The sequence below is a fragment of the Collinsella aerofaciens genome (assembly GCF_028207065.1).
GTDB lineage: Bacteria > Actinomycetota > Coriobacteriia > Coriobacteriales > Coriobacteriaceae > Collinsella > Collinsella aerofaciens_AR.
This window is the reverse complement of the sequence record NZ_JAQLFP010000010.1, coordinates 21,965-43,362: the sequence shown is the minus strand read 5'-3', so window position 1 is coordinate 43,362 and position 21,398 is coordinate 21,965. Positions and strand designations below refer to the sequence as shown.

Genomic DNA, 21,398 nt, shown 5'->3' with positions numbered 1-21,398 from the left:
TAACATATAAAAAGACGTTATATACGTATTAGTTATTTCGATATTTTGATAAGAGTGATCAGATATGCCTGCGCCCAAAAATGCACCGCTTTACCAGCAGATTTACGACGAGATCAAGGATGCGATTGAGAAAGGTGTTTATGCACCCAAGGAGCGTATTCCGTCCGAACTTGAGCTTGCCGAGCAGTACGAGGTGAGCCGCATTACGGTGCGCCGCGCCGTCGAGGAGCTCTGCTCCGATGGCTACCTGGTTAAGCAGCAGGGCCGCGGCACCTTTGTTTCCACGCCGCACATCAATCGCCAGTTTCACGCCTCGACGCTGCAGACGTTTACCGCGCTGTGTGCCGATAACGGCATGAAGGCCGGCGCGCATGTGGTCGATCGCCAGATCGTTCCGGCGCGCCAAAACGAGATGGAGTTTTTTGGCCTGCGGAAGGATGCGCTGCTGCTGCATATCAAGCGCGTGCGTACGGCCGACGGCGAGCCCATCTTTGAGGAGAACATTTTTGTGCCGTTTGACGCTTACCGTGAGCTGTTGACGGCCGATCTTGAGGACAAGTCGATTTTTGCCGAGGTCGAGCGTGTTGGCGGAACGCCGATTGTCTCGGTTGGCTACCGCACGGTCGAGGCCGTTCGCGCCAACGCCGAGCAGGCCGCCGAGCTGGGCATTGCCCCGCACGACCCGCTGCTCAACCTGCGTGCCGGCTTTATCGGCCCCAATGGCGAGCCGGTTTTGATGGGTAAGCAGTACTACGTGGGATCGCGTTACGTTATGGTCATGTAAGTTACGCGGTTTTACCAAACCGCGTAACGGGCCGACGCTGCGCCCTTGGTTCCGCCGTTCTAGCGAACGGCGGACCGGTCGACGCTGCAAACGCCCCTAAGCGGCAATCTGACGTTCAATCGTCGGTCGCGTACCGAAGTACGCTTCCCTCCTCTTTCACGTCACCTTGCTCGCTTAGGGGCGTTTTCGCTGACTTATGCTCAACCTGAGACGTTTCCACGCCTGTCAAGAGCTTAGCCGTTGGGGACGTTCTTAAACGACTAGTCATTCAAGAACGTCCCCAATGACTACCCGCAGAATGAGCGTGGCTGACAGCCGTACGGCACCGGTCCGCGTGGCGGCGTATAATCGGCGGCAGATGACTTGGACGTTAGGAAACCATGACCGATAGCATGCAACAGACGGCGCTCGACACGCTCGGCGCCTATTTTGGCTACACCTCGTTTCGCCCGGGACAGGACCGCATGGTCGATGCGATCCTTGCCGGTCGCGATGCGCTGGGTGTTATGCCCACGGGCGCCGGCAAGTCCATTTGCTACCAGGTACCCGCGCTCATGCTGCCCGGCATCACCTTTGTGGTGAGTCCGCTGCTGTCGCTTATGGAGGACCAGACCCGCGCGCTGCTCGCGGCGGGTGCGCGCCCCAGTTATCTCAACTCCAGCCTTACTCCGGCCCAGCAAAACACCGTGCTCAAGCGGGCGCGCGAGGGCCGCTACCAGCTTATGTACGTGGCGCCCGAGCGCTTGCTCGAGCCACGCTTTTTGGCCTTTGCGCAGGAGGCCGCGGCGGACGGCGGCATTGGCGTGCCGCTCGTGGCCATTGACGAGGCCCACTGCGTGAGCCAATGGGGCCAGGATTTCCGTCCCGCCTACCTGCAGATTCGTGAGTTCATCGATTCCCTGCCGCAGCGCCCCATCGTGGCGGCCTTTACCGCTACGGCGACTGAGCGTGTGCGCGCGGACATTCAGCAGATGCTCGGCCTGCAAAACCCCGCGACGGTGGTGACGGGCTTCGATCGCAAGAACCTCTACTTTGGCTGCGAGGAGATGGGCGACAAGGCCAAGGCCGCGTGGGTGCGCGACTATGTGATCGCGCATTCGAGCGAGAGCGGCATCGTGTATTGTTCGACCCGCAAGACAGTCGATGCGCTGGCAGGTGAGCTTGCCGAGGCGCTGGGCCCCAGCGGCATTCGCGTTGGCCGCTACCATGCCGGCATGGGCAACGACGCCCGTCGTCAAAGTCAACGCGCCTTTATCGACGACGATATTCAGGTGATGGTTGCCACCAACGCCTTTGGCATGGGCATCGACAAGCCCAACGTGCGCTACGTGATCCACAACAACGTGCCCGAGAGCATCGAGGCCTACTACCAAGAGGCAGGCCGCGCCGGCCGCGATGGCGATCCAGCCAGCTGCCACTTGCTGTGGAACGGCAACGATTTTCGCATGCGCCGCTTTTTGATCGACCGCGGCGATGCGGCCGACGAGGCGCTCGACGACGAGCAGCGCGCGTGGGCGCTCCAGAACCGTTATCGCCTGCTCAGCCAGATGGAGGGCTACTGCAATACCACAGGCTGTCTGCGCGAATACATGCTGCGCTACTTTGGCGACGAGGCCGCGGCCGAGCATGCGGCTGCGTCTGGTGCGGGCGCCACCGCCACGGACGACGCCGAGGGCTGCGGCAACTGCAGCAACTGCCTCACGCAGTTCGAGGTCGAGGACGTCACCGGTATGGCTCGCGCCGCCGTGCGCTATGTGGCCACGCGTCCCATGCGCTTTGGCAAGTCGCTCATCGCCGATGTGCTTCACGGCGGCAACACCGAGCGCATTCGCCAGATGCATCTGGACGAGGATCGCGGCTATGGTGAGCTGTCGAGCGAATCGGTCGGCCGCATCAAGGACATCATCGGCCAGCTGTGCGGCCGCGGTTATTTGGCCACCTCACAGGGGCAGTATCCGGTCGTGGGCCTGGGTCCGCGTGCCGGCGAGGTCGAGGACGAGGCGTTTGCCTTTACTGTTAAGCGCCGCGCGTCCAAGCGCAAGGCCTCGGCCCGCGCCCGCCGCGCAGTGGACCTGCTGCGCGAGGAGGCCGAGCTGGATCAGCGTCCGCGCGTGGGCGACGATGCCGAGCTGTTCGAGCGCCTGCGCGCCCTGCGCAAGGAGATCTCGACCGAGCTGGAGATGGCGCCGTATATGGTCTTCTCCGACAAGGCCCTGCGCGGCCTGTGCCGCCTGCGCCCGCAGACGCGCGACGAGCTTATCCAGGTCAACGGCATCGGCGAGAAAAAGGCCGACGCCTTTGGCGAGCAGTTTATGGCGGCGATTGAAGAGTTTGAGTCCGAGCATGCGCGAGATGGAGCGTAACGATGGCAACCGACGATAAAACCGAGCGTGCCGACGTGTCCGCCGTGCCGCTGTACCAGCAGGTCATGGACGACCTAAAGGGCGAGATCGCGCGCGGCGTGTACGCGGCCGGTTCGCGCATTCCTTCCGAGATGGAGCTCGCGAAGTCTTACGGCGTGGGACGCATCACCGTGCGCCGCGCCATCGAGGAGCTGTCGCGCGCGGGATATCTCAACCGACAGCAGGGGAGGGGCACCTTTGTGTGCGCTCCCAAGCTCAAGCGCAAGATTGTCCAGAAAGGCGACGTCCAGAGCTTTACTGAGGGTTGTGCCGCCAACGACATGGTGGCCGGAGCGCGTCTGGTGTCGCGTACGGTGGTCGCGGCGACGCGCGAGGATGCGGCGTTCTTTGGCGTGGAGCCCGGCTGCGAGCTCATCGTGGTCGAGCGCGTGCGCACGGCCGACGGCATCCCCGTCATGCTCGAGAACAACGCCTTTGTGCTGGCCGACCATCCCTACCTGCAGACGCTTGCCGACGAGGACCTCGCCGATAACTCGATCTTTGCGCTCGTCGCCGAGCATTCGGGCCGCGCGCCGCTCAAGTCCGACCCCTGTACCGTGGAGATTGCGCTTGCCGATGCCCAGGCGGCCCCGCTGCTGGAGGTGCCGGTCGGCGAGCCGCTCTTCTATATGGAGGCGTACTTTACCGATGCGGACGGGCGGCCCCTGCTGCTCGGGCGTCAAAAGATCGTGGGCTCGCGCTACGTGTTCGACATCTAACGTCCATAGATAGAACAACATAGAACAAATTTGCTGAAATGACTTCACGGGCACCTGCTTGCATGCTATAAATAGAACAACATAGAACGACTGCAGGTACGAGCTGCCGTCGTCCAAAGCCGCCACACAAGGAGGAGCGTCACCGTGAACGCACACGATCTGATTCAGGAAATTATCGAGCGCAAGGGTAAGATCGAGAACGTCTTTTGGATCGCCTGCGGCGGTTCGATGATCGACCTGATGCCGGCCAACGAGCTGCTCAAGCGCGAGGCGACCACGTTTACCTCGACGGTTTACACGGCGCGCGAGTTTTGCCTGATGGCCCCCAAGAGTCTTGGCGAGAAGTCACTCGTCATCGCCTGCAGCCACAGCGGCAATACGCAGGAGGTCGTCGACGGTTGCGAGATGGCGCTGGCAGCCGGCGCCGAGGTCGTTGCCCTCACCGACTGCGAGGGCTCAAAGATCGACAACGGCAAGTGGACCACCTGGGTCTACCCTTGGGGCGAGGGCGTGTCGCAGGCCGAGGTGCCGCAGGGCATCGGCGCTCTGATCGCCGCCGAACTGCTCCACCAGCAGGAGGGTTACGAGGCGCTTGCCGACATGTGCGCCGGCCTTAAGCAGATGGATGCGCTGCTGCCCGCTGCCCGCGAGAAGGTCAACGCCGAGCTGGGCGATCGCTTTGCCGAGCTCTGCCAGCAGCACGAGTTCTTCTACATCCTGGGATCCGGCCCCAACTTTAGCCAGACCTACGCCATGGCCATCTGCTCGCTCATGGAGATGCAGTGGCAGCACTGCTGCTACATCCACTCCGGCGAGTACTTCCACGGCCCGTTCGAGGCTACCGAGCCCGGCGTGTTCTACTTTGTACAGCTCGGATCGGGCGAGTGCCGCCCCATGGAGGAGCGCGCGCTGGCGTTCCTCAACACGCACACCGATACGGTCATGGTGCTCGACGCACTCGAGTACGGCGTGGGCGACGTGCCTGCCAGCGTGCGTTCGTACCTGGAGCCGATCTTCTTCTACAACATGAGCTGCGAGCTGCGCGCCGCCCGCGGCAAGGTGTTCGACCACAGCCCCGAGGTTCGTCGCTACATGGGCATCGAGCAGTACTAGGTAACGGGAAAACCATTCACCTTCGATTCGCAAGGGCGCAGCGCGAGTCAAAAAAGCGGGCCGCGCCGGGGATTTCCGGCGCGGCCCGCTTGGTATCGCGCTTAGATTCGCGAGGTGTCGCGGCAACCGACGCTTACTTTGCGTCGTACGCCTCGGCGTCCCACCAGTCGAGCTGGGCGATGTTGTCGCGGATGTGCTGGCAGCTCTTGTGGAAGCCCTCGAGCTCGTACTCCGACAGGTCGAGCGTGTAGACCTCCTCGACGCCCTCGGCGCCGATCACGCACGGCAGGGAGGTGAAGATGCCCTCCTCGCCATACTGGCCGGTCATGAGCGTGGAGGCGGAAAGCACGGCGTGCTCGTTGTGCAGAACGGCAGCGCAGACGCGCGCGGCGGAGTTGGCGACGGCGTACTCGGTGCACTGCTTGCCCTGGTAGGTTACGTAGCCGCCCTTGCGCGCGAGCTCCTCGACCTCCATGTGGTCAAAGGCGTACTTGTCGGGGTTCTCGGCCTGAAGCTCGGTGAGGCTCTTGCCGGCGATGGTTGCGGACTTAAAGGCAGCCAGCTGGCTAAAGCCGTGCTCGCCGATCATGTAGGCGTCAATGGACTTGGGGCTCACGCCGACCTTCTTGGAGATCTCGGTGCGCAGACGGGCGGAGTCCAGGCCGCAGCCCGAGCCGATGATCTTCTTGGGGTCGTAGCCGGTCAGATGCCACAGCTCGGTGCACACGACGTCGCAGGGGTTGGAGATACTCACGAAGATGCCGTCGAAGCCGGCGTCGACGATGCGCTTGGCAAAGGTGCGGGCGGCGTCGGTGGTAAAGAACAGCTCGCCGTCGCGGCTACCGGCGGCCAGCGCGACCTTGCCGGCGGCGTTGACGATGACGTCGCAGCAGGCCAGCTCCTCGTAGTGGTCGTAGCAGTTGACGATCTTGGTGTTGTACGGGACAAACGAAAGGGAGTCGCGCAGGTCCTGGACCTCGGACGTCACCTTGGCCTCGTTGATATCGCACAGGTACAGCTCATCGGCAATGCCCTGCATGAGCAGGCTGTTGGCGACATGTGCTCCTACGTGGCCCTGGCCGACCACACCGATCTTACGCGTCTGGTACATATACGTATCCTTTCGGCCGAGTTTTTCGCGTCGGACCATTGTAGCGTCCAGGCGTCACTTTGCTAGGCTAAATCGCCGTAGATTCTTGGGGCATGCCGTAATCTCTACTTTTGGAGTGATTTGGGCCGCTGACGGCATCGCGGGGCGATGTGCTCGCGCGGATGGGGCCGCTCGTTGTACCATAGCTGCAACTGACTCGTAAGGAGCATCCATGCCCATTCGTATTCCCGACGCCCTTCCTGCTGCTGCGCAACTCGAGAGCGAGAACATCTTTGTCATGACCGAGTACCGCGCGCTACATCAGGACATCCGTCCGCTGCGCGTGCTCATCCTCAACCTCATGCCCACCAAGATCGCCACCGAGACGCAGATCATGCGCAAGCTCTCCAACACGCCGCTGCAGGTGGAGGTGGACCTGCTGCGCACCAAAACGCACGAGGCCACGCACGTGAGCGCCGGCCACCTGGAGACGTTTTACCGCACGTTCGACGACATCCGCGACATCCACTACGACGGCCTGATCATCACGGGCGCGCCGGTGGAGCAGATGCCGTTCGAGGAGGTCGACTACTGGCCCGAGCTCTGCCAGATCATGGATTGGTCCACCACGCACGTGCACTCTACGTTGCATATTTGTTGGGGCGCACAGGCGGGCCTGTATCACCACTACGGTATTCAGAAGTACGACCTGCCGGCAAAGGCGAGCGGCGTGTTCGAGCATTATCTGGTGAAGCCGCAAAGCCCGCTGGTCCGCGGCTTTGACGACCGTTTTTATGCCGTGCATTCGCGCAACACCGATGTGCGCCGCGAGGACGTGGAGGCCGAGCCGCAGCTTGAGGTCGTGGCCGTGTCCGACGAGGTTGGCCTGTACATTGTCAAGTCGACCGACAGCCGTCGCTTTTTTGTATTTGGCCATCCCGAGTACGATACCGACACGCTGCGCCTGGAGTACGAGCGCGACGTGAAGCGCGGGCTCAACCCTCAGGTGCCGGCGCATTACTTTCCGGGCGACGACCCCACCGCCGAGCCGCGAAACGTCTGGCGCAGCCAGGCTCAGCTGTTCTACACCAACTGGCTCAACTACTACGTCTATCAAACCACGCCCTACGACCTAGCACGCGCCGGCGAGGAGCACTAGGCTGCGATGATGCCGCTGTAGCCGTGGCTGATGTGGCAGCGGTTAGGCGCTGATGATGTGGGGCAGCGGCAGATCGTGGGCGTCGGTGGGGATGTGGTCGACGCGCTGTTCGTCAAAGGCGATGCCGACGATTTGACATACGGGCGAGAGCATGGGCAGGTAGCGGTCATAGCAGCCGCCGCCGTAGCCTAGGCGCGTGCCGGTGCGGTCGAATGCTACGAGCGGCGCGACGATCATGTCGAGAGCTTCGGCAGGCACGATAGGGAAGCGGCTGCTGTCGATGTCCGTGGCCGCAAAGGCCCGCGTGGGGTGGGCGATAAACGTAGCCGCGTCCGCGTCGCCGGCAGCAACTGCCCGCATACACGTGCGCTGGCCACAAGCTGCGGCGTCTGTTGCCGAGAGCATGCACGGATAGGCCACGCGCCAGCCACGTTTGGCGGCAGCTGCGGCAAACGCGGCTGAGTCGACTTCGGAACCCATCGCGGCATAGACGGCAACGGTGTGCGGCGCCGCGGCATCCAAGCGGCCCAGCAGCTCAACCAGCCGCGCACAGATATCAGCAGACTTCGCCGCCCGCAAGTCCAAATCAAGAGCATCGCGCCGAGCAATCACCGCCCGCCGCAACTCAGCCTTGTCCATCCCGGCTTCCTCTCCCAAACCTACCAAAAAGGGCAGGTTTATTTTGGCAGGTTTTATCTGGGCAAATGTCGAAACCACCACAAAGGTACCTGTCCCCTTTGTGGTGGTTTTGGCCCATGCGTTAACGCTATAACGCCGCGGCGATTGCTTCGGTCACAAACTTATTGAGTGACTCGCCCTTCTTTGCCGCCGCCAGTGCTGCCTGCTTGTGAAGCTCGGAGCCTGTTCTCACATTGAACGAGCCCTTAAAAGCCCGCTCTGGTTCCTTGCCCTTTTCGGCACAAAACTCAAGGTAATCGTCGACGGCGTCGTGGAAGCATTGCTCCACTTCTTCAGCCGTGGAGCCTTCAAATACAATTGCGTCCCTAATGCCGGCGACCATACCTGTTAGTACATGCTGCTCGGCATCGAACTCGACTGGGGCGAAATAGCCCTTGTATGCCAAAACGTTACTCATGACTGCCTCCGACATCCTGCAGAAATCGAACGATGTTTCGAATTGTCCCCGCTGTCAATTCGTCAGATGGATGAGGCGCGTGCATCACGAACATCCTGCCATCTGAGGGCCTGTAGAAGCGAATGCGCGATCCGGATGTCTTGCCTTTGCTGTCCATTTCAAAGCCATATGAGGCCATGACTTTTAAAAAATCGGCATACCGATACGTCGAAGGGCAGCTAAACAGTTGGGCGATGAGTTTATCGGCTCGAGTCATCCCGCCTCACATTCTGCAACTATATTCTAGTTGCAATTTAGATCCGATGCAATCACCCATACTATAGAACATGTGTACGTATAGAACAAGTGTTCGAACCACTACAAAGGGGCCTGTCCCCTTTGTAGTGGTTTTGCTTGCTGTGGTTAGCCCATCAGGTCGACGACGTTAAAGCCGGCGTTGCTCTTGGCGATGACGTCGCGGCCGCCAAAGACGCAGGTGGGCGACTCGGCCGCAATGCGCGTCACGTCGGCGCCGAGCGAGCGCAGCTCACCGGGCGTGGCGGCGAGCATCTGGGCGCGACGCTCCTCGCGCGCATGCGGATCGAGCCCGGCCAGATAGGTCGTGTTGCGGCGCTTGGTGAGCGCGTACGGCTTTACCGGCGCGTCCATGCCGCTCACGCAGCTCACGATAAAGCCCTCAAAGGCGGCCCCGTCGGGCTCAAAGCTGCCGAGCCATTCGCCCGCGCGCGCCACGCGCTCAATCGAGGGATCGATTGCCGGGTCGCGGTAGGTGTAGAACGCCGTCTGGCGCTCGCCGGCTGCGCGGAATCCGCAGCCGTATGCACCGCCCTTCACGCGAATCTCGTTCCACAGGTAATCGTAGGAGAGCGCGTTGGCAGCCACGGCCCAAGCGCCTGTCACGTCAATGCCTAGGCGACGCGGGTCGCACGCGCTTGCCGCAAAGCAGATGTCGCTGGGGATGACAAAAGCCTCGTGGCGATTGCACGGCGTCGGCACCACGAGCGCGTCGCGGCCGGCATCGGCGCCGTCGCCCGCGCCAAGCCCCAGGTTACCCGCGGCATCCCAGTACGCGTCAAAGTCCTCGTCGCTGCCGGTAAAGCTCGCCATGCAGCCATCGGCCACAAAGATGCGGTCTGCCAGCTCGGCAAGCTTGGCGCGCAGGCCGTCCAGGCGCTCGTCAAAGTGCTCGAGCAAATCGCGCAGGAACAGGTAGAAGTCCACGCCCGAGAGCTGCTCACGAACCACGGCCGAAGGCGAGCTGTAGCTCATCGCGCGACCGAGCGCCGCCGAGTGGCCGTTGTTGATAAAGCCCTGCTCAAGCCCAATGCGAATCTGCGTGAGCACGTCGCGCACGCGGTCGGCGTCGGCATCTGCCAAAAGCGTGCTCGACCATACCTCGCGCGGCAGGCTCGCCAGCGCATCGATCTTCTCGGACAGGGCGCCGGCGCTCACCAGCAGGTAGGGGCGCACGCCGTCCACTTCGGGCTGCGTCATGACCTCGGTCGTAAAGCTCAAAAAGCCCAGCTTGCCGGCGAGCAGGTTGTCGAGCTCCTCGGCCGAGTGCTCGCTCGTGGGCAGCTGTTTGAGCAGGCGGCAGAGTAGCGTCACATAGGGCAGGTCCTCAAATGCGACGCAGCTCAGGTCGAAATACTGCATGGCGTAGGCCAGGCGGTTGGTGGGGATGCCGTGGCGCAGGCAGGGGATGGGCGCGGTCGTGTCTACGACCAGCGGCGGCTCGGGGCGCGCCTCGCCAATGTCGGACACGCGCAGGCGCGGCAGCGTGGCCTTGTCCTCGGGCGTGTCCTCGGCCTCCTGCGCGGCACGCAGCGCAGCCGTGCGCTCGACCACGTCGGCCAGCTCGGCATCGGTCATGGCGCCGCGCTTGGCTGCCAGCTCGGCAGCTTCGGCGCCCTCCGAACCCTCAGCGGCGTCCACCGGAACCAGCTCGACCAGCGCCATGTGGTCGTTCTCCAGCACGAGCTCGCGCAGAAGGTCCTCAAAGTAGCTGCCTTCCAGCTCGCCGCGCAGCTCCTCGTACACCGGGCCATACTTGAGCGCCAGCGTCGCGGCGTCGTCATCGTAGAGCCAGGTGCTCAGCGCGTCGCACGCAATGGCCACGCCGTCGGCGATACCGTAGTCGCGCTGGCGCAGGTCGTATTCGTTGCTGCTGATGATGGCCTCCAGGCGCTCGCGCGGAACGCCGTGCTCGCACAGGTCGCGGCAGGCGTCCTGGAACACGCGGCGCAGCTCGCGCGCCACGCCGGGCTGCGCGTTTTGCAGCATGATGAGCTCGTAGGGCTGCAGGCTTTCGGCCGCGGTGTAGCTCACCACGTTGCCGCCCAGGCCGGCGGCCAGAATGGCCTTCTTAACCGGCGCTTCGTTGGAGCCCAGCAGCGCCTCGAACAGGATGTCCGCGGCGATCGTGCGCTTGCGGTCGAGTGCGCTGCCCAGCACAAGGCCCAGGCCCACCAGGGCGTTTTCGGGCGTGGTGGCCATCTCGACGCGCTTATACTCGCAGGTCACGGGTGTCTGCACGACCAGCGGATTGGGCGCCAGCGCAGACGGGTCCTCGCCGGCGGCGACGGCTGCGTCCATGCGGCGGCTCGCGGCGCTCGACTGCGACAGATAGCGCTCGTCCAAAAAGGCCAGCGCGCGGTCCACGTCCAGGTCGCCGTAGAGCGTGATGTAGGAGTTGGAGGGGTTGTAATGGCGCGCGTGCGTGTCCAGGAACTGCTCGTAGGTGAGCGCGGGAATCGCGCGCGGATCGCCGCCGCTCTCGTGCGCATAGGCCGTGTCGGGGTAGAGCGCGGCGTTGACGGCGTCGTCCAGCACGCTCATGGGGTCGGACAGCGCGCCCTTCATCTCGTTGAACACTACACCGTTATAGCGCAGCGTGCCCTCGCGCAGGCTGGCGGCGCTGCCGTCGCCGCCAGCGCCCTCCGGCAGGTCCAGCTCGTAGTGCCAGCCCTCCTGCTCAAAAATGGTGGGCTTGGTATAGATGGCCGGGTTGAACACCGCGTCCAGGTACACGTCCATCAGGTTGTACAGGTCCTGCTCGTTGGTGGTGGCAACGGGGTAGATAGTCTTGTCGGGGTAGGTCATGGCGTTGAGGAACGTCTGCATGGAGCTCTTGATCAGGTCCACGAACGGCTCCTTGACGGGGAACTTGGCCGATCCGCACAGCACCGAGTGCTCAAGAATATGGAACACGCCAGTGGAATCGGCCGGCGGCGTCTTAAAGCCAATGGCAAAGGCCTTGTTTTCGTCGTCGCACGCTAGGTGCAGCAGGCGAGCGCCCGAGGCGGTGTGGCGCAGCACGTAAGCGTCTGCGTCGAGCTCGGGCACGGTCTCGCGGCGTTCGACGGTAAAGCCGTGGCAGGTGGTTCCGGGCACCAGCAGCGCGGCGGCAGCGGCGCGCGGGTCGGTTGAGGTAGTGGACATATGCAGTCTCCTTTGACGCCCCAACGGGGGCGAATCGAGTCGAATCTCCGAGAGTATACCCATATGGGGCGGCGGCTCTGCGACGAACTGGAGACGATGCCAGCGGATTGGACAAAGGCCCCGCGCGTTCACCGCACGAGCGTGGATTTTCGGACGAAATAATCCGTCGCAGGCCCAAATGCCGTCCAATTATCCACTCCCGCACACCTTTCGTCTCCAACCGTGAGATAAGAGATAGACGAGAGACGTATACGAAAGATGGCTGTACAGCAAAGAGCCAAACAATTAATAGTGCTGTTTGGTTGGTGATTGTTTTTTTCAGTAAAAACACTTACGAATAAAGCAAGTTGCAAACAGCTGCCCCCTTATTTCGTGCTCATTTTTAAGGCGAGAAATTGCCGTCATATGATCGGACGAGTTTCAACGATTGCGATTTAGTATTTGGCGTGGATGCATTTGGCGCGGATGCGGTCGATTCCGATGAAATGCTAGTTGACCACGCGGTAGATTTCGCTTTCTCCCAGATGCCCCGGCTATGCGCAATAAGCCGGATAACGAAGCGATTGCCGGTGCGTCTATCCATAGGGAATTCCGGGAAAGCTTCTGCGGACAGTCAAAAGATTTGTCGGTCCCAAGCGGATTAAAGGTATTTGCATAAGACGTCATTTAACTAGAGTCGATGCATATTGAATCGTTCAATGAACTTGCACGCTGTGTCCAAAAACGCCGATTGTTGTTTTAAGGGGCTTGATGAAAGACCAGAACCAAAATAATACTTGCATAGTTAGTTATATAAAGTATTATAACGTTATGGGATGAACGAAGGGTTCATCTAAGTGAGTTAGGAGTAAGGGATGTTCAATTTCGATGAGCCTCGTTACGAGAAGGTTGTGAGCGAGGCCCTCGCTCTCCGTCCTCAGATTGAGGCTGCCGTGGACGAGGTCTGCGAGCAGGGTTATTCCAACATCTTCTTCATCGGCTGCGGCGGCACCTGGGCCCACACGCTCCCGATGAAGTATTGGGTCGAGACCACCACGGCCGACGTCGACGTCCACTGCGAGATCGCCGCTGAGTTCCTCGCGTGCCCGCCCAAGGCCTTCAACAAGGACTCGGTCTGCGTCTTCTCCACCCGTACCGGCACCACCCCCGAGATCATCGAGGCCGCCAAGTTCTGCCAGGAGCAGGGCGCCCGCACGCTGATGTATGTCTCCAACGACAACACCCCGGCCACCGAGTACGCCGACTACAAGTTCTTCAGCTTCGCCGAGGACGACGTCCTGTGCGAGGCCATCTACACCTACCAGATCACGCTGGTCGCCCGCTTCCTCAAGAACGCCGGCGCCTTCCCCAAGTACGACACCTTCATGGAGGAGTTCGGCAACATCGCCCCGTACCTCATCAAGGCCAAGGACGCCCAGGACGAGCGCTGCGCCGCCATGGCCGAGGACTTCAAGGACACCGACTACCACATGGTGATCGGCTCCGGCATGCTCTGGGGCGAGGCCTACGACTACGCCATGTGCATCCTCGAGGAGATGCAGTGGATCAAGACCAAGTCCATCCACGCCGCCGAGTTCTTCCACGGCACCATCGAGCTGTGCGAGGAGGGCACGAGCCTCATCATGCTCTACGGCGAGGACGACACCCGTAAGCTCATGGACCGCGTGGACAACTTCACTCACATGCTCGCCGACGAGAAGGGCGTCCATGTCCGCGTGAACAAGTTCGACACCGCCGAGGTCGAGCTGCCGTTCAGCGACCCCGAGTTCCGCAAGATCGTCTCCCCGATGGTCACCTACACCATCACCGAGCGCCTGAGCTGCCATCTCGAGCACGTCCGCAACCACCCGCTCACCACGCGTCGCTACTACCACCAGATGAACTACTAAAGCAGCTTTCAGCGGTCGTTATTTTGCTCGGAAATAATTCGTTATGTTGCGTTCGTAAAACAATGCAAACAAATGTCGCAGTCTCGTTCTAGGGAGCCATGCCGTAGCTGGCCGCTTGAGGTCGTATTTGCTTGGACTCGACCATGCGGCTCGTTGGCATTTCACGGTAGCGACTTCAAGGCGAAATGGGGCATTTTTGCCAAATGCCCCTCTTGTTTGCGCCACAAGTGGCATTCGACACCTTCATATGGAGTGTTTGATATTGTAGACGGTTCAAAAATAAGATTGAACCGTCTATTTCTTTCAAAATAATACGTAATAGGTTATCTTATAACGTATAGAAGTTTCATAGAATGTTATACGGAGAACGTTATGATTAACCCGACTAGTGCTGTGCCGCTATATGTACAAGTAGCTGATGATTTGCGCCGTCGTATTGAGATGGGCGAGTTTTCCGAAAGTGGCGTGTTGCCTAGCGAAAATGGTTTTTGCGAAGAATACGAGGTTAGCCGTGCGACGATACGGAAGGCAATTCAAACTCTTGTGGATGACGACGTGCTTGATACGCGTCATGGCAAGGGCACATTTATCCGGCAGCCTAAAATCGTCTCGAGCTTGAGCACGTTTAAGGGTTTCACTTATTTTTGCCATGAAAATAATATCGAAACCTCGTCTCGTGTTCTCGCTCTTCAGGAGGTCGAGCCGCCCGTTGCCGTCCGTCGTCATTTGCGAATGGAAGAGAATGAATCTGCGGTTTACCTCAAACGCGTGAGGTCAATTAACCACATAAATGCAATGATTGAACATATTTATCTTCCAGTAAAGAACTTCGGGTTTTTACTGGGTGTCGATATGGAGAATGCATCACTTTATGAAACGATTGAGAGAGAGACGGGGCTGCGACTAGAGGATAATTGTTTCCCGTCTATTGTGCTTGAAGCAGGGCTTGCTACGGATGAGGAGAAGCGCATCCTTAATATCGCAGGAGAAGCTGCGATGTTTATATTGAGTGAGACCGTTTATATGAGCACTGGTAAGCCAGTGCACTTTACTAAGCAGGTGATGTTGGGTGATTATTTCAAATACTTCTTTTCGATTAAGGCTAATCAACTCGGCATCAATTGGCGGGGACTTGAAGCCGTTGAGTGTAGAAAGCAATAGGTTGAATAATGGTTAAAGTGGAGAGCGCTGTTCCATTGTATAAGCAGATCGTTCACGATCTTGTGAGTCGAATAGAAAGTGGCGTATATAGCGAAGGGGATAAGCTTCCTACTGAGACGGAGCTTATGGAGGAATATGGCGTTAGTCGTATTACTGTTCGATCGGCAATCAAGGAACTAGAGGATGCCGATATCGTTGAGCGCACGCGAGGGAAAGGGACTTTTGTTACCACGACACGCAATGCCTATGCAGCCGATGACCAGGAAAGCTTCACCCATTCCTGCATTCAAGAAAATAAAAAGCCTTCTACCGTAGTGCTCGAAGTAGCTTGGATTTATCCTACGCTGCGCGACGTGCGTTTTCTTCAGGTCCAGGAGGACGAGAATATTCTTCAGACTAGACGTTTGCGCTTAGTCGATGGCGTGCCAACGATGTTGGAAACCAATAGCTACACTCCTTCTCTTGCCTTTTTGGAACATGAAGATTTATCGGGTTCTCTACTTGAGGTGCTGGGAAGACGCCATATCGAACTTGGCAATAACGAGCGAACGTTGCAGGTGTGCTTTGCAAGTGCTTACGAGGCAGAACATTTGAATGTAAAGCCGGGATCTGCCCTTTTATTATTTGTAGATAAGCGTTGCAGCGCGCAGGGAGTGCCATTGTTTATTTCGCGGCAGGTGTACTGCACTGAGCGCTTAAAGTTTTATCTCTAGCGAAAGCCAAACCCCGGATCTTTCTTAACCGAATAACAAGAGATTGAAAACGCCCCGACAAAGGGGCGTTTTTTTGCCGTTTACGGGCGAATTATTACCGCTTAGGAAGCTCGATTGATCTGTCTTGACAAAGCGAAAGTTTCGAGGATACTGTAGATAACAATACAAAATATAACGTTCTATTAACAGATGATTGACTGAGATTGGGAGATAAATGAGGAAGTTGCTCTTGGCCAGCCATGGGCCACTTGCTAGAGCGATGCGTGAAACGCTCCAGCTATTTTGCGGTGAAGATCCTCGCGTTAAGGTGCTATGCGCATATGTCGATGAGGACACGATGGATGTAAACGAGTTGATAGATTTTTGGGACCGTTCTCGCGACCCAGCAGACCAGTGGATTGTCATCACTGATGTCTATGGTGGGTCAGTGAATAACGCTTTTATGGAAAGGTTGGGTGACGATTCTCTAAGGCTCATTGCCGGCATGTCGCTACCACTAGTGCTCGAAGTGTTTTCGAAATTGAGCACACTTGATGACGCCGAGCTCGCTGCATTGGTTTCAAGTGTCCGCCAAAAGGGCACATGCCTATGTTCGCTGCCAAATTCGGTAGAAGAAGACGAGGATTTTTGAGAAAGGAACAAAGATGATTAAGCTGCTGAGAGTTGACCATCGCTTGCTTCATGGTCAGGTTGCCATGACTTGGACGCAAGAGCTTGACACCAATTGCATTTTGATTGCCTGCGATGCGGTTGTGAAAGATGACGTGCGCAAGACGACGCTTAAGCTGGCACGTCCGGCAGGCGTCAAATTGGTTATCAAATCGGTCGATGATTCTATCGAGGCTCTTAGGAGCGGTGTGACCGATAAGTACCGTTTGTTCATTGTCGTTGAAAGCATCGAAGATGCTTACCGCCTGGCAAAGGGCTACAGCGAAATCGAGCATATCAACATTGGAGGAACGAAGCCGCGTGAGGGTGCAGATGTACGCCTATCTTCAACGGTTTTCGCTACCGATCGCGACGTGGAGCTTCTACATGAGCTCAGTGATGCCGGAATCGAGGTGGAGATCAGGCAGGTACCTAGAGACGAGAAGATTTTGATTTAAGCACATACAATAGAAAGGGGATCCCTCATGTTGACTCAAGCGATCCTTATCGGCCTCGTCGCAATGTGCGTGACATTTGAGTGGGCACTTGGCACTTGCCTTGCTTCTCGCCCGATTGTCACGGGCGTCCTCATCGGTCTTGTGATGGGTGATTTGCAGACGGGCATTATTGTCGGCGCCACGCTTGAAATGGTGTTCATTGGATCGGTTACCATCGGGGCGGCCGTTCCGCCTGACGTTATCACCGGTGGTATTTTGGGCACTGCCTTTGCAATTTCGACGGGTCAAGGCGCTGAAGTTGCGCTGACGCTCGCTTTCCCGATTGCGTCGCTTTATCTCATCATTGATAACGCGCTTACGCTGATCGTGATGCCGTTTTTCGTCCATAAAGCGGACGACTGCGTGGCAAAGGGCGACCTCAAAGGTATGGAGCGGATGCATCTGCTTGGTGGATTCATCGTCAAATCGCTTCCTCGCTTTTTCGTGTGCTCCCTTGCTTTCTATCTCGGAACGCCGGTTATGAACGCGGTGCTTAACGCAATTCCCGAGTTTGTAAGTAACGGCCTGGTTATTGCGGGTGGATTCATCCCTGCGCTCGGCATTGCACTGCTCGCTTCAATGATTGTCAACAAGCAGACTGCTATTTTCTTCGTGCTCGGGTTTGCGCTCTGTGCCTACATGAGCATTCCAATCCTTGGTATTGCCATCATTGGGCTTTGCCTCGCAGTAATTCTCGTGGTGGTCCAGCCAAACTTCATTGCTCAGACGCCACAGCTTAGTTCGGAAGGGAGCTTCGACGATGACGACTTCTAATGACACCAGTTCCAACAAGATTACAAAGCGTGATCTAAAATCGGTATTTTTCCGTTCGCTTACGATGGAGTACTCCTGGAACTACGAGCGCCAGCAGCACATGGGATACTGCTTCTCCATGCTTCCCATCATTCGTCGCGTGTATAAGAATAAGGATGACCAGGCTGCTGCTGCTAAGCGTCACATGGAGTTCTTCAACACCACTCCTTATGTCTCAACATTAATTCTGGGCATTTCGGCAGCGATGGAAGAGGCAAACGCTAACGAAGAGGATTTTGACGAATCCTCCATCAACAGCGTAAAGGCCGCTCTTATGAGCCCGCTGGCCGGCATCGGCGACTCTCTGTTCTGGGGAACGTTGCGTGTCATCGCCACTGGCTTGGGTGTGTCGCTTGCTATGCAGGGTAACATTCTCGGCCCGCTTCTCTTCCTTGTCGTATTCAATGTTCCGCATTATCTGATTCGTTGGTTCTGCCTTAAATGGGGCTATGGATTCGGAACCAGTTTCTTGAGCAAGATCGAGAAATCTGGTCTTATGCCAAAGCTCACTATGGGGGCTGCAATTCTCGGTCTTATGGTTATCGGCGCTATGGTGCCCAACCTTGTATCGGTCAGCGTGGCTGGTTCTCTCGGTACCGGCGACAGTGCGCAGACTATCCAAAGCATCATCGACGGTATCATGCCGAGCCTGCTGCCGCTGCTTGTGACACTTGGAGTTTACGAACTCGTCCAGCACAAGGTCAAAATTGCTTGGATTCTCGTTATTCTCATGGCGGTTGGTATCGTCGGCTCCTTCTTCGGAGTGTTTGCAATCTAAATGGTTGATTTCGCCGTCTGGCCCAATTGAATTAGAAAGGTATATCTCATGGTTTCATTTGATGAACAGGCAATTCTCGATAACGGTGCTTATATCTACAATCAACGTGCCGAAATTGAACGCATTGCTGACGAAATTTGCGAAAAGGGTTTCGATTCGATTTTCTTCACCTCGTCAGGTGGCTCGCTTGCGATGATGCAGCCGTTTGACTATATGGTTTCTGTTATGTCCGATATTCCCGTCCAGTCCCAAGTTTCGGCAGATTTCCTCACGGTTGGCAATCGGCGCATCGGTAAGGGGACCTTGGCGTTCATGGCGTCCAAGTCGGGCGACACCAAAGAGACGGTCGCGGCGGCAAAGGCGGCAAAAGACGCAGGCTGCACCATTGTCTCTACGCTTGGCGTGGACGGTTCACCGCTTGGTGAACTTTCCGATTATGGAGTGATCTATAAGCAGGGTCGTCCTATGGAGCTCGTGCTGTACCTTCTGATTGGAAAGATTCTCAAGAACAGGGGCTTTTTCGATGACTACGATCGCTTCGCTGATGAGCTTGTGAATCTCCCCGCTGCTCTCGTTTCCGTCGGCAAGAACGCTGACGAGATGGCTCGCGCATATGCTCTGAAGCACAAGGACGATCCGTATCAGATTTGGATTGGTTCTGGCAATCTGTGGGGCCCCACGTATTCGTTTGCCATGTGCGTGCTCGAGGAGTCCCAATGGCTGCGCACCAAATCCGTTACATCGCCTGAGTTCTTCCATGGCACTATCGAACTTGTTGAGCCGGGCGTTTGCGTCGCGCTCGCAATGACGGAGGCGCAGACTAGGCCTCTTGATGAGCGCGTTGCACGCTTCTGTAAGCAATATGCGGATGATTTCACCGTATTCGATACACATGATTATGAGTTGCCGGGTATCAGTGATGAATTCCGCTGGATGCTTTCTCCGGTGGTGCTCAATGCCATTCTCTCGCGTGTGAGCAAGAATTTCGAGGAAATTCGTGACCATTCGCTCGACATCCGCCGTTATTACCGCAAGGTCGAGTACTAATAAAGACCGTACGTGATGGGAGGCGTTGAGGTGAAAATCGCAGCAATTGGTGACAACGTTATTGATCGCTATCTCAACAAAGGCGTTATGTATCCTGGTGGCAATGCCGTAAACGTCGCTGCCCATGCAAGCATGCTTGGCGCACAGGCTGCGTATATTGGGGAGATCGGCAACGACCTGGGAGGGCGAATAATCACCGATGCCCTTTCTTCGCTGAACGTTGACCTTTCGCAATCATGCATGCCTGAAAAAGCAACAACCAAGACTTGCGATGTAAATGTTTACAACGGTGAACGTGTCGAAGTTGGTTACGATACGGGGGCTTGCTGGGCGCACAAAACCCATATCAACGATTCTGATGTCAAGTTTCTTCAGGGATTCGATGCGGTTTTTACCAGCGTCAATGCAAAGCTGCAGGATGATGTGCACCTAGTTCAAGATCTTCCCGCTGTGGTGGTTTACGACTTTTCCGTTAAAGATAAGTATCGAACCGACGCATATTTCGATCTTGTTTGCCCTGCTACAACCCTTGGTCTGTTTTCCTGTTCCGGCGAGAGCGATCAACAGATTCAAGTTCTATTGAAGAGGGCCATAGAGCATGGTTGTCGCTACACGATTGCTACACGGGGATCTGCAGGGCCTGTGTTCTTTGACGGTTCCCGATGGTACCAGGGAAATATAAGACCCGTAGATGCGCTTGACACCATGGGCGCGGGAGATTCGTATATCGCTGCGTTTGTTGTGAGCTGTCTCTCGCATGGCTGGAGTAAAAAGCAACCGCTCGATGCGGAGATCATTCGGGATGCAATGGAATTCGCTGCTGACTATTCAGCTAAGAATTGCCTTAAACCCGGCGGCTTTGGATTCGAGCATAAACTCGCCGAGATGAAAGACGGCCAAGCTTCCATTTCCTAGAAAGGTATTTTTTTAGGTCATTAAGTATTAATACGTAGTGAAATGACAAGTTGTCAATTGAAACGAATTTCACTCTATTAAACGAAGGGATATTAGATATGTTCAATTTCGATGAGCCTCGTTACGAGAAGGTTGTGAGCGATGCCCTCGCTCTCCGTCCTCAGATTGAGGCTGCCGTGGACGAGGTCTGCGAGCAGGGTTATTCCAACATCTTCTTCATCGGCTGCGGCGGCACCTGGGCCCACACGCTCCCGATGAAGTATTGGGTCGAGACCACCACGGCCGACGTCGACGTCCACTGCGAGATCGCCGCTGAGTTCCTCGCGTGCCCGCCCAAGGCCTTCAACAAGGACTCGGTCTGCGTCTTCTCCACCCGTACCGGCACCACCCCCGAGATCATCGAGGCCGCCAAGTTCTGCCAGGAGCAGGGCGCCCGCACGCTGATGTATGTCTCCAACGACAACACCCCGGCCACCGAGTACGCCGACTACAAGTTCTTCAGCTTCGCCGAGGACGACGTCCTGTGCGAGGCCATCTACACCTACCAGATCACGCTGGTCGCCCGCTTCCTCAAGAACGCCGGCGCCTTCCCCAAGTACGACACCTTCATGGAGGAGTTCGGCAACATCGCCCCGTACCTCATCAAGGCCAAGGACGCCCAGGACGAGCGCTGCGCCGCCATGGCCGAGGACTTCAAGGACACCGACTACCACATGGTGATCGGCTCCGGCATGCTCTGGGGCGAGGCCTACGACTACGCCATGTGCATCCTCGAGGAGATGCAGTGGATCAAGACCAAGTCCATCCACGCCGCCGAGTTCTTCCACGGCACCATCGAGCTGTGCGAGGAGGGCACGAGCCTCATCATGCTCTACGGCGAGGACGACACCCGTAAGCTCATGGACCGCGTGGACAACTTCACTCACATGCTCGCCGACGAGAAGGGCGTCCATGTCCGCGTGAACAAGTTCGACACCGCCGAGGTCGAGCTGCCGTTCAGCGACCCCGAGTTCCGCAAGATCGTCTCCCCGATGGTCACCTACACCATCACCGAGCGCCTGAGCTGCCATCTCGAGCACGTCCGCAACCACCCGCTCACCACGCGTCGCTACTACCACCAGATGAACTACTAA

20 protein-coding genes are annotated in these 21,398 nt (G+C 57.8%); 15 read left to right on the top strand and 5 right to left on the bottom strand.

Annotation, left to right across the window (positions count from 1 at the left end):
• Positions 1–64 precede the first annotated feature (64 nt).
• From PMX72_RS04375 to PMX72_RS04360, 4 genes are all read left to right on the top strand, one after another.
• Complete coding sequence (locus PMX72_RS04375) at positions 65–784, top strand: GntR family transcriptional regulator (protein WP_117640942.1); 720 nt, start codon at positions 65–67, stop codon at positions 782–784.
• 380 nt (positions 785–1,164) lie between these two features.
• On the top strand, positions 1,165–3,147 hold the full coding sequence (locus PMX72_RS04370) for a RecQ family ATP-dependent DNA helicase (protein WP_271728839.1): 1,983 nt from the start codon (positions 1,165–1,167) through the stop codon (positions 3,145–3,147).
• Positions 3,148–3,149: 2 nt separating this feature from the next.
• The gene (locus tag PMX72_RS04365) at positions 3,150–3,905 is read left to right on the top strand and encodes a GntR family transcriptional regulator (RefSeq protein WP_271728837.1); all 756 of its coding nucleotides are present in this window, start codon (positions 3,150–3,152) and stop codon (positions 3,903–3,905) included.
• Between the two features lie 144 nt (positions 3,906–4,049).
• Positions 4,050–5,018: an SIS domain-containing protein gene (locus PMX72_RS04360; protein WP_271728836.1), complete on the top strand. Its 969-nt coding sequence runs from the start codon at positions 4,050–4,052 to the stop codon at positions 5,016–5,018.
• Positions 5,019–5,151: 133 nt separating this feature from the next.
• On the opposite strand, the gene PMX72_RS04355 is transcribed toward PMX72_RS04360, so the two are convergent.
• A complete protein-coding gene (locus tag PMX72_RS04355) occupies positions 5,152–6,129 on the bottom strand; it encodes an L-lactate dehydrogenase (protein WP_271728835.1) in 978 nt (325 codons plus the stop codon).
• Between the two features lie 211 nt (positions 6,130–6,340).
• On the opposite strand from PMX72_RS04355, the gene metA reads away from it, so the two are divergent.
• On the top strand, positions 6,341–7,267 hold the full coding sequence (metA, locus tag PMX72_RS04350; RefSeq protein WP_006235124.1) for a homoserine O-acetyltransferase MetA: 927 nt from the start codon (positions 6,341–6,343) through the stop codon (positions 7,265–7,267).
• Between the two features lie 42 nt (positions 7,268–7,309).
• Here metA and PMX72_RS04345 read toward each other — a convergent pair whose 3' ends face one another.
• From PMX72_RS04345 to PMX72_RS04335, 4 genes are all read right to left on the bottom strand, one after another.
• A complete protein-coding gene (locus PMX72_RS04345; protein WP_271728833.1) occupies positions 7,310–7,906 on the bottom strand; it encodes a 5-formyltetrahydrofolate cyclo-ligase in 597 nt (198 codons plus the stop codon).
• A 127-nt stretch (positions 7,907–8,033) separates the two neighbouring features.
• Entirely contained in the window at positions 8,034–8,363 is a 330-nt protein-coding gene (locus PMX72_RS04340; protein ID WP_022094981.1) for a type II toxin-antitoxin system HicB family antitoxin, read from the bottom strand.
• Positions 8,356–8,619 (bottom strand): type II toxin-antitoxin system HicA family toxin, encoded by a 264-nt coding sequence (locus PMX72_RS10305; RefSeq protein ID WP_117629026.1) that lies wholly within the window; start codon positions 8,617–8,619, stop codon positions 8,356–8,358. Before PMX72_RS10305 ends, PMX72_RS04340 begins: the two co-directional genes overlap by 8 nt.
• Positions 8,620–8,765: 146 nt before the next feature.
• A complete protein-coding gene (locus PMX72_RS04335) occupies positions 8,766–11,804 on the bottom strand; it encodes an insulinase family protein (protein WP_271728832.1) in 3,039 nt (1,012 codons plus the stop codon).
• Between the two features lie 854 nt (positions 11,805–12,658).
• Between PMX72_RS04335 and PMX72_RS04330 the strand changes: the two genes are divergently transcribed.
• The 10 genes from PMX72_RS04330 (at position 12,659) to PMX72_RS04285 (ending at position 21,398) form a co-directional block, all read left to right on the top strand.
• Positions 12,659–13,693 carry an SIS domain-containing protein gene (locus tag PMX72_RS04330; protein ID WP_271746173.1) on the top strand — a complete coding sequence of 345 codons (1,035 nt, stop codon included), beginning with the start codon at positions 12,659–12,661 and terminating at the stop codon, positions 13,691–13,693.
• 372 nt (positions 13,694–14,065) lie between these two features.
• On the top strand, positions 14,066–14,854 hold the full coding sequence (locus tag PMX72_RS04325; protein WP_117790910.1) for a GntR family transcriptional regulator: 789 nt from the start codon (positions 14,066–14,068) through the stop codon (positions 14,852–14,854).
• 8 nt (positions 14,855–14,862) lie between these two features.
• Entirely contained in the window at positions 14,863–15,567 is a 705-nt protein-coding gene (locus PMX72_RS04320; RefSeq protein WP_055287651.1) for a GntR family transcriptional regulator, read from the top strand.
• A 214-nt stretch (positions 15,568–15,781) separates the two neighbouring features.
• Complete coding sequence (locus PMX72_RS04315) at positions 15,782–16,198, top strand: PTS sugar transporter subunit IIA (RefSeq protein ID WP_055287649.1); 417 nt, start codon at positions 15,782–15,784, stop codon at positions 16,196–16,198.
• Between the two features lie 13 nt (positions 16,199–16,211).
• Positions 16,212–16,673 carry a PTS sugar transporter subunit IIB gene (locus PMX72_RS04310; protein ID WP_099432598.1) on the top strand — a complete coding sequence of 154 codons (462 nt, stop codon included), beginning with the start codon at positions 16,212–16,214 and terminating at the stop codon, positions 16,671–16,673.
• Between the two features lie 27 nt (positions 16,674–16,700).
• Positions 16,701–17,486, top strand: coding sequence for a PTS mannose/fructose/sorbose/N-acetylgalactosamine transporter subunit IIC (locus PMX72_RS04305; protein ID WP_055310757.1), 786 nt, complete (start codon positions 16,701–16,703; stop codon positions 17,484–17,486).
• Positions 17,473–18,303 (top strand): PTS system mannose/fructose/sorbose family transporter subunit IID, encoded by an 831-nt coding sequence (locus PMX72_RS04300; protein ID WP_055310758.1) that lies wholly within the window; start codon positions 17,473–17,475, stop codon positions 18,301–18,303. Before PMX72_RS04305 ends, PMX72_RS04300 begins: the two co-directional genes overlap by 14 nt.
• A 48-nt stretch (positions 18,304–18,351) precedes the next feature.
• Positions 18,352–19,350, top strand: a complete 999-nt coding sequence (locus tag PMX72_RS04295; protein ID WP_055310759.1) for an SIS domain-containing protein — start codon at positions 18,352–18,354, stop codon at positions 19,348–19,350.
• A 30-nt stretch (positions 19,351–19,380) separates the two neighbouring features.
• Positions 19,381–20,265: a PfkB family carbohydrate kinase gene (locus PMX72_RS04290; RefSeq protein WP_270226973.1), complete on the top strand. Its 885-nt coding sequence runs from the start codon at positions 19,381–19,383 to the stop codon at positions 20,263–20,265.
• Between the two features lie 98 nt (positions 20,266–20,363).
• Positions 20,364–21,398: an SIS domain-containing protein gene (locus tag PMX72_RS04285; RefSeq protein ID WP_147349540.1), complete on the top strand. Its 1,035-nt coding sequence runs from the start codon at positions 20,364–20,366 to the stop codon at positions 21,396–21,398.

Coding starts and splice junctions, on each gene's coding strand:
- PMX72_RS04375 (WP_117640942.1), top strand. CDS start 65: ATGCCTGCGCCCAAAAATGCACCGCTTTACCAGCAGATTTACGACGAG.
- PMX72_RS04370 (WP_271728839.1), top strand. CDS start 1,165: ATGACCGATAGCATGCAACAGACGGCGCTCGACACGCTCGGCGCCTAT.
- PMX72_RS04365 (WP_271728837.1), top strand. CDS start 3,150: ATGGCAACCGACGATAAAACCGAGCGTGCCGACGTGTCCGCCGTGCCG.
- PMX72_RS04355 (WP_271728835.1), bottom strand. CDS start 6,129: ATGTACCAGACGCGTAAGATCGGTGTGGTCGGCCAGGGCCACGTAGGA.
- metA (WP_006235124.1), top strand. CDS start 6,341: ATGCCCATTCGTATTCCCGACGCCCTTCCTGCTGCTGCGCAACTCGAG.
- PMX72_RS04345 (WP_271728833.1), bottom strand. CDS start 7,906: ATGGACAAGGCTGAGTTGCGGCGGGCGGTGATTGCTCGGCGCGATGCT.
- PMX72_RS04340 (WP_022094981.1), bottom strand. CDS start 8,363: ATGAGTAACGTTTTGGCATACAAGGGCTATTTCGCCCCAGTCGAGTTC.
- PMX72_RS10305 (WP_117629026.1), bottom strand. CDS start 8,619: ATGACTCGAGCCGATAAACTCATCGCCCAACTGTTTAGCTGCCCTTCG.
- PMX72_RS04335 (WP_271728832.1), bottom strand. CDS start 11,804: ATGTCCACTACCTCAACCGACCCGCGCGCCGCTGCCGCCGCGCTGCTG.
- PMX72_RS04330 (WP_271746173.1), top strand. CDS start 12,659: ATGTTCAATTTCGATGAGCCTCGTTACGAGAAGGTTGTGAGCGAGGCC.
- PMX72_RS04325 (WP_117790910.1), top strand. CDS start 14,066: ATGATTAACCCGACTAGTGCTGTGCCGCTATATGTACAAGTAGCTGAT.
- PMX72_RS04320 (WP_055287651.1), top strand. CDS start 14,863: ATGGTTAAAGTGGAGAGCGCTGTTCCATTGTATAAGCAGATCGTTCAC.
- PMX72_RS04315 (WP_055287649.1), top strand. CDS start 15,782: ATGAGGAAGTTGCTCTTGGCCAGCCATGGGCCACTTGCTAGAGCGATG.
- PMX72_RS04310 (WP_099432598.1), top strand. CDS start 16,212: ATGATTAAGCTGCTGAGAGTTGACCATCGCTTGCTTCATGGTCAGGTT.
- PMX72_RS04305 (WP_055310757.1), top strand. CDS start 16,701: ATGTTGACTCAAGCGATCCTTATCGGCCTCGTCGCAATGTGCGTGACA.
- PMX72_RS04300 (WP_055310758.1), top strand. CDS start 17,473: ATGACGACTTCTAATGACACCAGTTCCAACAAGATTACAAAGCGTGAT.
- PMX72_RS04295 (WP_055310759.1), top strand. CDS start 18,352: ATGGTTTCATTTGATGAACAGGCAATTCTCGATAACGGTGCTTATATC.
- PMX72_RS04285 (WP_147349540.1), top strand. CDS start 20,364: ATGTTCAATTTCGATGAGCCTCGTTACGAGAAGGTTGTGAGCGATGCC.